Source organism: Candidatus Protochlamydia amoebophila UWE25, assembly GCF_000011565.2.
GTDB lineage: Bacteria > Chlamydiota > Chlamydiia > Chlamydiales > Parachlamydiaceae > Protochlamydia > Protochlamydia amoebophila.
This window is the reverse complement of sequence record NC_005861.2, coordinates 740,114-751,633: the sequence shown is the minus strand read 5'-3', so window position 1 is coordinate 751,633 and position 11,520 is coordinate 740,114. Positions and strand designations below refer to the sequence as shown.

General features: G+C 34.3%; 10 protein-coding genes. 2 read left to right on the top strand and 8 right to left on the bottom strand.

Annotated elements, in window-relative coordinates; all coding sequences use genetic code 11:
- Window positions 1-91: 91 nt before the first annotated feature.
- Complete coding sequence (locus PC_RS02835) at window positions 92-532, top strand: SufE family protein (protein ID WP_011175142.1); 441 nt, start codon at window positions 92-94, stop codon at window positions 530-532.
- Between the two features lie 506 nt (window positions 533-1,038).
- Here PC_RS02835 and PC_RS02830 read toward each other — a convergent pair.
- From PC_RS02830 to PC_RS02820, 3 genes are read right to left on the bottom strand one after another with little or no spacing between them, the layout of a single operon-like run.
- A complete protein-coding gene (locus PC_RS02830) occupies window positions 1,039-2,874 on the bottom strand; it encodes an Hsp70 family protein (protein ID WP_011175141.1) in 1,836 nt (611 codons plus the stop codon).
- Window positions 2,875-2,893: 19 nt separating this feature from the next.
- Window positions 2,894-3,373, bottom strand: coding sequence for a DUF2760 domain-containing protein (locus tag PC_RS02825; RefSeq protein ID WP_011175140.1), 480 nt, complete (start codon window positions 3,371-3,373; stop codon window positions 2,894-2,896).
- Between the two features lie 16 nt (window positions 3,374-3,389).
- Entirely contained in the window at window positions 3,390-4,673 is a 1,284-nt protein-coding gene (locus PC_RS02820) for an amino acid permease (protein WP_011175139.1), read from the bottom strand.
- A 413-nt stretch (window positions 4,674-5,086) separates the two neighbouring features.
- Here PC_RS02820 and PC_RS02815 point away from each other — a divergent pair, with 413 nt between their 5' ends.
- Window positions 5,087-5,821, top strand: coding sequence for an ABC transporter ATP-binding protein (locus PC_RS02815; protein ID WP_181679037.1), 735 nt, complete (start codon window positions 5,087-5,089; stop codon window positions 5,819-5,821).
- A 20-nt stretch (window positions 5,822-5,841) separates the two neighbouring features.
- Here PC_RS02815 and PC_RS11050 read toward each other — a convergent pair whose 3' ends face one another.
- The 5 genes from PC_RS11050 to PC_RS02795 all read right to left on the bottom strand — a co-directional run bounded on the left by PC_RS11050 (window position 5,842) and on the right by PC_RS02795 (window position 11,479).
- A complete protein-coding gene (locus PC_RS11050) occupies window positions 5,842-6,015 on the bottom strand; it encodes a hypothetical protein (protein WP_181679036.1) in 174 nt (57 codons plus the stop codon).
- Between the two features lie 47 nt (window positions 6,016-6,062).
- Complete coding sequence (locus PC_RS02810; protein ID WP_011175137.1) at window positions 6,063-7,256, bottom strand: M24 family metallopeptidase; 1,194 nt, start codon at window positions 7,254-7,256, stop codon at window positions 6,063-6,065.
- Between the two features lie 20 nt (window positions 7,257-7,276).
- Entirely contained in the window at window positions 7,277-8,962 is a 1,686-nt protein-coding gene (locus PC_RS02805) for an ABC transporter substrate-binding protein (RefSeq protein WP_052278642.1), read from the bottom strand.
- Between the two features lie 211 nt (window positions 8,963-9,173).
- Entirely contained in the window at window positions 9,174-10,916 is a 1,743-nt protein-coding gene (locus PC_RS02800) for a HEAT repeat domain-containing protein (protein WP_011175135.1), read from the bottom strand.
- A complete protein-coding gene (locus PC_RS02795) occupies window positions 10,910-11,479 on the bottom strand; it encodes an isochorismatase family protein (RefSeq protein WP_011175134.1) in 570 nt (189 codons plus the stop codon). The genes PC_RS02800 and PC_RS02795 overlap by 7 nt, the downstream gene beginning before the upstream one ends.
- Between the last annotated feature and the right edge of the window lie 41 nt (window positions 11,480-11,520).

Below are 11,520 nucleotides of genomic sequence, written 5' to 3'. Positions count from 1 at the left end.
ACCCATCACTCTTAAAATTTATTCTCCTATTAAAAGCGATAATGGATTAAAATAAAATTAACAAACACAATAAATTAAAAATTAGAGATTTATGTTCCAGACCTGTTTAAATAAACAAAGCCAAATTAAAGAACTATTCTCCACTTGTTCAACACCAGAAGATCGTTATCAAAAAATTATTGAATTCGGGCGTCAACAAGCCAATTTAACAGACTTGGAGAAAGTTCCTACAAATCTTGTTAAAGGCTGCCAAAGTCAAATGTATTTATCATCTTCGCTGGTCAATGGGCAAATTTTTTTTCGAGCAGAGTCTGATGCTTTAATTTCCGCGGGGTTAGCTGCCTTACTTGTAAAGGTCTATAGTGGGGAAACACCTGAGACAGTATTAAAGTGTCCTCCTACTTATTTAGACGAATTAGGAATTAGTGCAAGTTTGACTCCAAGTCGCGCTAATGGCCTTTATAGCATGCACCTTCGCATGAAACAAGATGCTTTAAAATGGTTAATAAATGTTGAAAAAACTATTGGTTAATATTTAGTTAAACTTAAAATTTTAAAAAATTAATTATATTAAATAATTATAGATTATAATTAACCAATGAAATCCAATTTGTGTAGGGAAGAGAATTAAAAAAAGGTGGCAACACCCTTTTAAGGATTAGCTATTGAATTACAATTTATCAATTGAATAATAATGCTTTCCACGATTTTTCAAAATCCGAACTGTTTTACAAACAGCTTCATTCTTGAAATTTTTTTTGTCCCCGTATTGTCAAATTCTGAAGAGCTTTTAATGGCTGTTGAACAGCTTAGTCAAATGGGTAGAATCGATCTCTAAAATTTTATTAGGCCAAGAATTAAATAAAAAAGCGCCTGAAAATGAACGAATTGCCAAACAATTTGTCAGTAAAATAAACATAGATTATCAAGTCATTAGTATACTTCTATCTACTTTACTCATTTGAGAAATTAATTAGGGGCAACAAGTGAAACAACCTGTTTGTTTCACTTATATTTTTGCATTTCTTAGTTGCCAATTTAAGCTGAGTTTTGATTTTTATGGTCTCGAATATCAAATTCAAGTTTCCATTTTCTTCCATCTGAAGCAACACACCAAAGCTCAAGAACACCAAGTTCAGTGATTTTAGATTTCAATCTCACACGAATCATTTTTCCATCTTCTTCTGTTTTATTTAAAACTGTTTCAATGGGATGAAGCTCAGTAAGTTCTTGTTTCCAATTTCGAACAATAGTTCCAGCTACTGGTTCAGTCCCGTTGGATAGTTGGGGTGTTATATGACTAAAAAATCGAAATGTTGCCATTTCTCCTAAAACCAGAGAAAATTCTTGTTGATCTAACTCTCGTTCCTCCCCTTCTTCCATTCCAAACGGAACGATACAGATAGCTCTTAAAGGAGGGCTAATTCCTGGGACAGCCGGAACTGCTTCCTCAACTCCAATGAAATAACTACGACTTGTTCCACCACGAATACGAATCGTATGCCCAAGCCGAGCTAAACCATAATAAACTGCCCCTTTGCTAACTGCATAATCATAGTCTGCACCGAGAATTTCAGTGACTGGGGGTTTATTAAGTTTTTTAGCCCATTGATTAAGCAATTCTAAAAGCTGATCTCGCAACTTTTTTGCCTTCAAAGTTCCACCATTAAACAATATTTTTGAGGGAAGAATAAATTGATCCATGTTGGCCGACTCTGACTCCCCTGTCATCGATAAAAATTTTGCCAATTGGCAAGATATCCGTGGATCTTGAACATAAGGTAGACCAATCTGCTGAATTCCTAAATGACGCTCTTGTTGAGATTTTTCATCCGGTTTAACGAGAGGAATAAATCCTTCCAAAATGAATTTTTCAACTTCTTGCTGAGATAATTGTGTTGTAAGAGTATTCCCTATTAACTTACTTCCTCTCCCAAGGATTGTCATTTCGACTTTTTCAGGAGGATTTTCATTCATTAATAATTCTTTAGCAGCTCTAGCTTGGTAAATAAGACTTTGAAGCTGCCAATGATCAATAGTATAGCCTTCTTCTTCTAGCTTTTGTTTGGCAAGATAAGCCAAACTAAGATCGATATTATCTCCCCCCAAAAGTAAATGAGATCCTACAGCCAATCTTCTTAAAGTTAAATTCCCATTCTCTTCTTCTACTTTAATTAAGCTAAAGTCTGTTGTCCCTCCTCCAATATCAATGACTAAAATTGTCTCATTAACTTTAAATAAGTTTCTCCAATCATTAGCATGAGCATATAGCCAGGCATAAAAAGCAGCTTGCGGCTCTTCTAATAAAATGATTTCTGGATAACCCGCTAGCTCAGCTGCCTCTTGAACGAATTGTCTAGCACTCGGATCAAAAGAAGCCGGAACAGTAATAAAAATGTTCTGTCTGATAAAAGGAGCATTGGGTTGATTGAAATCCCAAGATTGACGAAGATGTTGGAAGATTTTTGCACAAGCATCTAAAGGGCTTATTTTATTTATCAATTCTTCCGATTCAAAAGGTAAAACTGCTTGTCTCCGATCAATTGCATTGTGACATAACCAAGATTTTGCTGATGATACCAATCTAGTAGGTAGTTCTGCTCCCCTTTCTTTAGCAAATATGCCAATTGTAAAGGAAGAAGCTAAATCCCAATTTATAGCTGCCACGCTTTGTGAAAGCTCTTCGGCTAATGGGTAGTAAATGAAAGAAGGAAGTGAGAAAGAATTTCCTATTGTCTGTTCAGAAACAATTTGTGTTAACTCACTTTGTTGAATGACAGGCAACGTGTTATTATTTTTTAGGGGTGTGTAAGCTAATGTACAATTCGTTGTTCCGAAATCAATTCCAATAATATATGTTGCTTCTTCTTTCATGCTTATTCCTTAAAACAAATCATTTTACTTCTATTTCTGCTGGGCAGATGATATCTGTTATCGTTTCACCAGTTTTTTTTGGTAAAGAACGTTTAAGCGCTTTCCACCCTCGATGAACGACAACACCTGTATAAGGAGCTTCTCCTCTAACTTTACCAACCAATTTGATTTCAGAAGAATCATATCCTTTTGGAATTTGTACCGTTGTTCCTTCTGTTTCGTCTCTTAGTGGACGAATGGTCATCAATTCTTCAAGCGATTGAGAACAGTCTTGATGAATTTTACGAACAGCAGCCCCTACTTGTGCATCAGTGAAGGGAGTGATGTCTTCTTTTAAAAAATCGATTAGCCTTGCTTGTTGAAGATAATTTAACAATCGAATGTGAGATTGATCCAATATTTCAATTGATGTAAAAGAGTTGTCTTTTAAAAACTCCTCTGTTTTTTGAGGATCTTTAAACGCTTTTATAAATGCTTTGAAAGCAAGACCAAATCCCATAAATAACCATCCTTTATTAAAAGCTAATACCGTATTGTTGTTGATTTAACATGATTTGACAAGCTTCAAAAATGGAACAAATAAATCCTGTATGAATTAAAATTTCAATAATCAGTGAAGTCAAAAAGAAAGCGAAGACAAATAAAAGTAACGGTTTTCCACCAGGAACGCGATTTTCATTGGGAAAATGAAGATAATAGCGGCCAATCCAAACCATTAATACAGGCATAATTCCATTTAAAATAGAATCACCAAACCCTCCAGAAGTATCTAAAGCAAGCAAGAAAATTCGTTCAAAATAAGCAGAAAAAATAAATGTGGGAATTACGATCAATAAACCTAAAACAATCTTTCCTACCCCTTGCTTTTTTATTTTTAAACCATCAGACAAAAAATCGAACAAACCTAAAGCTATTCCTAAAAAAGAAGTAACAAGAGCAAAAAATCCAAAATATTCGGCCAAACTAGAAACCCAAGAGCTTTGCACATGTTGTCGAACGAATTGAGTTACAGGTTCACCTACTTCTAAAGCTTTTAAAAGGCTATTTGGTCCAAAAAGAGGAATGACTCCAAGAACTAAAAACTGCCAAATCAAATAAACAAAAAAAGTTAAAGTTGTTCCTCCAATAATAGCCCAACGTAATGCTATCGCATTCCTTTTTAGATAAGGAGTCAAACTAGGTAACATTGTTTGAAAACTAAATGTCGTTAATAAAATAGGAATCGCTAAAAATGATGTTGACCAACGACGATGTCCAAGCATTTCTAATTTCACTTCAGACAATCCAGTACTGATTAAAGCTAAATAAGCCACAATCATCGCAACAAAAAAAATCGCATTTACTTTTCCCACAATACGACTTCCAAAGTAAATAATTCCTCCAAAGCAAACGATAAAAATTAAGCATCCCCATTCTTTCGAAATAGACATTCCCAATAAAGAAGGGGCTACATCTCTAACCAACGATCCTCCAGCAGATGTATAAGCCACAATAGAAGCATAAGAGATAAATAAAAAGAGAATCCAACTAATCACACGGCCTACCGGACCTAAAATGGTGGAAGACATAGTAATCACATGCGCGCCTTCCTTCATCCATAAATTCACTTCTAATAACAATAATGCTGACAAAGTCATCGCAATCCAACAGCATCCCATTACGATTGTTGAAGGAATAAATCCGCTTATTCCTGTTGATACAGGAAGTGCTAACATTCCTCCACCAATGCATGTTCCTGCTACTAAGAATATTGCAGAAATTAAACTTCCTTTTTCAGGATTCGTTTCCTTGTCTTCCACTTGCGCTCCTATTATTTTCAAAGTGATTGGTGATGGATATTACTTTAATCTGAACTTTTAATTCTTCTTTTAACATTCAATTTTTGCTAAACTTTTGCTTGGATTGATATACCTTGCTTTAACGTAATTCTTCCAATTAGCTGGGTTCAAATAGAAAAATCTAAAATAGTTTATTAATTGAATGGCATGACACAATGAAATTTGTGTATAATATCCGAATGATTATAGAATTTTATCTCTTATGCCGGCAACTCTTAAAACATGCATTTTGAATCAATCGCTTAACAACCCCCTGTGTTTTTCAAAAAACAAGCTCTCTCACAAGCATAAAAGTAGAATTGATTTCAAATAAAAAGGAACAAAAAGCTGTGATAACCTGAAAATTTTATCCTCCCATTTTACCTATTATGTGTTTGATTATTAAAAATATATCTTTCTCTTATCCTAATCATTCTCTTTTAAAAAATGTTGCACTAACTTTAAAACAAGGAGAAATTGGAACACTTATTGGTGCTTCAGGTTCTGGAAAGTCAACTTTATTTAAAATTTTGGTCGGATTGCTACCTCTTCAAGAAGGAGCATTTTATGCCATGAGCCATTCTCAAGCTTACGAATATTTTGCTTATATGACACAACAAGATTTGCTTCTTCCCTGGCGAACAGTTTTAGAAAATGTTATATTAATTTCTGAGCTTGGACCTAAATCTATCAACCTGCAAGAAGTCAAAGAAGATGCTTTAAAGTTATTGACAGAGATGGGCTTAAAAAATTTTATTCATTATTATCCAGAACAACTCTCCGGCGGAATGAGACAACGCGTCTCTTTAGCACGCGCATTATTGCTAAAAAAACCTATTCTACTCCTAGATGAACCATTTGGAGCTTTAGATACTGGCTTAAGAGAGCATCTTTATAGTTTGTTGCATGAGATTAGAGATAAATATGGAACAACAATTTTACTTGTTACGCATGATTTTAGAGACGCTATTTTTTTATCAGATCGCCTTTTCTTATTAGCTCACCAACACATACAAAAAGATTGGATTCTCTCAACTGATATTAAAAGTGATTTTACTAAAATGAATTATTTACAAAGCGAATTAAGACAGCACCTTAATTATTGTTTAAGCACCAATTTTAATAGCTAGTACTTACTTGTCGTTACCGATTAAGGGCCACTAGGCAAATTAATGTAAGGAGTATCTTGATAAGACGCCTGTCTCATCTTATTAAATAAAGAAGAATCAAAAGCATAAATTCCTAAAAATATTAACCCAATGATAAGCCAAAATATAATTAAAGCTAATCGACTCATTTTAAATGAAAAAAGAGGTACTTTCATTTTTTACTCCTATAACTCATAACTCATTCTTTGACTCTTCTTTGTTATCATAAATTTAGGCAAACTAATTCTTCTTGAATTCCGCCAGTGATTTGTATTTTCTTTTCAAAAGAGAGATACACATCGTATTCTAAACGAACGCCAAACTCGTGAGGAAGATAAATGCCAGGTTCAATTGAGAAACAAGTTCCGGGGATTAGCTGCCGAAAATCTCGAGTTTCAAAATTGTCTAAGTTAGCTCCAGGTCCATGAACATCTTGTCCGATATTGTGCCCAGTTCGATGAATAAAATATTCACCATACCCTTTTTCATTTAGCACATCTCTACACAGTTGATCAACTTGCCAACCCTGAATAGAAAGGCCTGCTTCATAATTTTCTTTAATAAAAAGAGTTGCTCGATCTCGAGTTTCTTTTACAAGATTAAAAATATGTTTTTGTTTTATTTGTGCATTTTTTGCAGCCACACCAACTCTTGTAATATCTGCATAAACAGAGTTTGGTTGATTTTTTTTGCACCAAAGATCTAATAAGATGAAGTCTCCAGGTCGAATAGACAATGCCTGACCTTTTTTAGGGCTGTAGTGGGGATCAGCAGAATTAGCATTGATAGCGCATGTGGGAGGATCTGCTGTCACACAATTGTGTTCGGTCATAAGTTTTAGCATAAATTGCTGAACTTGGTATTCATCAACGGCTTGGCTAGTAATTAATTTTTTCTCAATAAAATTCCAAGTTTGGTCTACAATTAAGCTCAATATTTCAGCTGCCTCTAAATGACTTTGAAGTTGTTGAGGATTCCAAACACAGGTATAACGTTGAATAAAATTTGCCGAACTAACAACTTCTACTCCATTTTTTCGCATGAAATCTATTGTGCCTGCATCCACTTTCGAAAGAGTAGGCAAAGCATTAAAAGGAGAATATTCCATAGCAACTTTATGATTTTCTAGTTTCAGAGAAAACAACTGGCTTTCTAGTTCCTGCCAACTTTTGTAAATCCATTTTATTCCCGGTAAATGATCCAGAGTATGGGATTCAATTTGAGGAACGATTTTGATGGGTTCTCCTGAGCTCGGAATCCAATAGAAAAAACGCCTGGAAAGCATTTTTGAAGCAGGGATCTCTAAAAAAATATAAGCTAGAGAATTACTATGCCTAAAATCATAAAGCAGCCAACCATTGATCTTTTCTTTTTTTAATTGTTGTTGAACTTCAATTAATTTTTTTTCAAATTCCATAAAATTCCAACCAAACAATTTTATAATAATTGATTAATCCTTAACCACTCCTGAAAAGTGTTCCATATCATGGGTGAAACCTCTTGCTGCTCAGCTAAAACAGGAATGGTTTTTTTCCAAGCTTCTCTTTCCCACGTAAGTGTCTGTATACTTTTATTTTGCTGATAAAGGGCATAGATTTCAAAAGCTTCGTTTGGATGTAATCTAGAATAGTTAATACTTTTTTGTAATCCTTTTTTAAACAATTGAACAAATTCATCTTCTGTATAAATTGTTTTAGTTTTAGCTAAAACAATCAATTCATAATAAGTGGGCATTCCAAGTTCCGTTAGCTTAAAATAACGTGTGCGTATACCCAGGCTTTTTAAATGTTCAGTTTCAATATTCCAGTAAGCACCATAAATAACATCTATATTTTTAGTTCTAAGTGGGGTAATCAAATCACAATTAACATTTAGACACCCTTTTACTGCTATAGAAGCATTTGCTAATAGCTTATTTAAACTTGCAGCTTCTTTACCACCCGTACAAAACCCAAGCATTTTTCCATTCAAATCGGTTAAATCATGGATTTCTCCTCCCTCACGAACAATCAAAGCATTTAGAGGTTCTTGAATAAGAATTCCAATCGGCTCAACCTCACCTTTTTTTTGTTCGACACGGATAGTATGAGGCATATAGGCTAACGCCAATTCACACTGGTCTAATAATAAATAAGATGTAGCATGGCCAGGCTCCTGCATTTTCTTAATCGAAATGTTAATGTGATGTTCTTGAAAGAAACCCTTATGAATACCCACATAAAAAGGAATATGATTAGGATTTGGTAACCAATCTAAAACAAGTCTAACAGGAGGTTTGGAAGAAGCTTGTCGATGGCATCCCATCAAAATTCCACATCCCACAAAAAACACAAACACAATAGAATAAGTTAACCTAGAATAGGTAAAGTGCGCTTTCAAAATTTTAAAAAATCTTTTTTTTAAAATAAAATATTCTATCAAAAGAATTATAGAATAGATCAAATAGCTAAGCAATGTCAGACAAAACAGGGCTGCAAAATTTGTTGCTAAATCCATGTCTCTTCTACTCTCAACCATTAAAACACCTAACCCATTTTGGGCTCCTGCCCATTCACCTGCGATAGCCGCTATTCCTGCAATAGCAGCTGATAGTCGCAACCCACTAAATAGATGAGGAAGAGACCAAGGCAATTTTAATTTGCAAAATATCTGCCAATGAGTTGCATGATTAATCATAAAATAATCAGTCAATTCTTTAGGAACTGAACGTAAACCTTGAAAAAGGGTAATTGTCAGCGGAAAAAAAATCATTAAAGCAGTGGGTATAGCGATAGCAATGTAGCTCCAGCCAAACCACATAATCATGATGGGGGCTAAGGTAAACATAGGAATACATTGTATAATCACAAAAAATGGCTGTAAGAAATTGCGAGCAATCGAAAAATGATCCATGATCCAAGCAAGGGGGAAAGCCACGCTAAATGCAAGGGCGAATCCTCCTAAAATCTCTTTGAGGGTTACACCAGTGTGAAAGAGAAAACAATCCGGTTTTTCTATTAATTGATTAAATATCTGAGAAGGTGGAGGTAATACCCAAATCAAATTCGGATTAAAATAACTAAAAAATTCCCAAACAAACAAAATGAAAAGGAACGTACAAGTGACGATCAAGATATTTTTCATATTTATAATAATCTGAATAGAAAGGCATCTTTTAACTAATTTTTTTCAACAAAATAGGATAAAGATAAGAGTATCGATAAATGATTTTATAATTTATGTATTTTGCTGAATAGGAAATTCCTCTAGTAAATAATAAGTAAGGGTTTCAAAATGCCATAAACGGATATTCATTTAAATTTCCCCTAGGGATGTTAAATGCACTAGAATTAATTTAGTTATTCAGGGATTGAATTAATGCCATTGCTGCAATTAAGCGTAACGTTTGAGAAGGTTCTTTTAAAGTTTCAATTAAAAATGGAATAGATTTCATAGATCCAATCCGTCCAATGCCCTCTAAGATTTTTGCTTTTGTTTCCCGATCACTATTTAAATACTCTTCCTGTAAAACATGAATAGGATCTTCTTCGTGTGACCATATTGATAAAACTAAAGCGGCCTGTATTCGTACTTTGGTGCAGGGGTCTTTAAGAAGTTCCAATACCACTTCAATAGACTCTTCATCACCTTCTGTTAAAAGTAAGGCGGCAGCGGCACCCGTAATGCCCCAGTTTCTTTCTGATAAAAATTCTCGTATCGCATTTTGTGTATTAGGTTCTTTTAAAATCGATAGAATATTGAATAACTCTAAACGAAGAAGCTGATTATTCATTTCTGGATTTTCTGTTATTTTTTCAGATCGACTATAATGACAACCTGCAATCGATTTAAATATTCCACACTCAATTTCACAAAACTTATCTTTTTGCGAAAGCAAGACTTGCTTGATGACTTGAGCAGCTTGTTTCAAACAACATCTTTGTTTGACTAATCCACAAGCAAGATTGAGACGGATATAGGGATCTTGATGATTTTCAAGAAATTGCGAAGCCAAATCTATACCTGCTCTACCTGCTAAAGCTAAAGCAGCTGAAGCCGTCAAACGGACTTCGGGTTTATCGCTTAATAAGTAACATTGAAAAACTTCTTTAGCTTCGTTTGGATGATAGAGCAATAATAACCAGGCAGCAGACAATGCAACTTTAAAATGATCATCTTTTATTCCCTTTCGAGCAGCTTCTATAACACTATCATTTTGCTCTTTCGACTTAAGCAAGCCCATTGCTTGATAGCTAGCCATTTTCACCTGGGGATGATAATCATTTGTTAAGATTAACAATTGGTCGACATCCCGTTGAGATTGAAAATGAGCAATAGCCTGACAAGCCACTAAACGCAAACCGACTCGATCGCTTTGAATTAAACGAACGACTTCTTCTCTTTTTAAAGAATTCAATAAAGCAACTAGAGACTCGATAGCTAAGGCTTTTTCTTCGGAAAGACTTTGCTCTGAACTAATTAAAAATTCTAACTCTTCTTTTAATTCTAGTATTTTCATTTTCCCAATTGCTTTGATCACTTCATGTTTAACTAACCTAACTTTCTCATTTCGAAAAAGTTCTTTAACTGATTTTATTAATTTGTCATCGTGTAAATGGCTGGACAATTTCACAGCAAAGGCTCTGATCGCATAATTTGAATCTTGCATGCCCTGAAAAAGAATTTCTACTCCTTTAGTATCCTTACAGAAAAAAGCTGCCAATAAAGCAAGGTGCCGAGTAATTAATGAATGAGATTGAGCGGCCTTGCCTAAAACCCCCCAAGCCATTTCTTCTATTAATTCTCGATTTTCTATTTGATTTGGAAATTGCTTAAAATAGTTTTGCCAAGCACAAAGCATTTCTTTTTCGTAACCAGAACGCGCTGTTGCCTTAATATAAACTTCATGAATGCTTTGAGAACTAGAATAAGAAGCTATCGCTTGTTTAGCTTCAAAGTAAGCGGAAGGGGTATCTTGAATATGCAGATGAGCTTCAATACGGCGAACGACCCTCTGAATTTCCTCTTTTTCAGCTCCGAAAATCTGCAAGAAATAAAGAACCAAAAAAGTTAACAAAATAGATCTGAGCATTAACATTCACAAGACTTAATCATTTGACTAATTGATTTAAATTCGGGTTGTTTGGAATCTTTTAACAACTCAAAAAGAATTGTTTCGGAACTACTAATTCGAATTCCCAAATCTCTCATTTCGGCAATTGCAATAGAAAAATTATAGATAGAACGAGATGCAATCGCATCATTTAAAACAATGACTTGCTTTCCAGCTTGCAAAAGCCCTTTAGCTGTTTGCAAAATACAAATATGAGCTTCAAGACCGACAATGACCCATTGTTGAATGTAAGATTTTTCGATATATTTTTTTATAATAGAGTCATCCAAACAAGAAAAAGTCGTTTTCACCCATGGAGAATATTGGTCTCTGAGAAGAGATTTCAAATCCATTAAAGTTTCTCCTAACCCTTGAGGATATTGCTCAGAAATAAAAATTGGGATTTGAAGTGCTTGAAAACCTTTGATCGTTTTAAAAATAGCTTTCAATACATCTACTCCATGATCAACTGTCGCAAATATCTTATCTTGCATATCAATGATCAACAAAGCTGTTTGAGATCGCTCTAAGTTAATAGGTAAGATCATAATAGTTTCTAAACTTTTTTATATTTAAACCCAAATTAAAA

Coding starts and splice junctions, on each gene's coding strand:
- PC_RS11050 (WP_181679036.1), bottom strand. CDS start 6,015: ATGAAAGTACCTCTTTTTTCATTTAAAATGAGTCGATTAGCTTTAATT.
- PC_RS02800 (WP_011175135.1), bottom strand. CDS start 10,916: ATGTTAATGCTCAGATCTATTTTGTTAACTTTTTTGGTTCTTTATTTC.
- PC_RS02795 (WP_011175134.1), bottom strand. CDS start 11,479: ATGATCTTACCTATTAACTTAGAGCGATCTCAAACAGCTTTGTTGATC.
- PC_RS02810 (WP_011175137.1), bottom strand. CDS start 7,256: ATGGAATTTGAAAAAAAATTAATTGAAGTTCAACAACAATTAAAAAAA.
- PC_RS02825 (WP_011175140.1), bottom strand. CDS start 3,373: ATGGGATTTGGTCTTGCTTTCAAAGCATTTATAAAAGCGTTTAAAGAT.
- PC_RS02835 (WP_011175142.1), top strand. CDS start 92: ATGTTCCAGACCTGTTTAAATAAACAAAGCCAAATTAAAGAACTATTC.
- PC_RS02805 (WP_052278642.1), bottom strand. CDS start 8,962: ATGAAAAATATCTTGATCGTCACTTGTACGTTCCTTTTCATTTTGTTT.
- PC_RS02830 (WP_011175141.1), bottom strand. CDS start 2,874: ATGAAAGAAGAAGCAACATATATTATTGGAATTGATTTCGGAACAACG.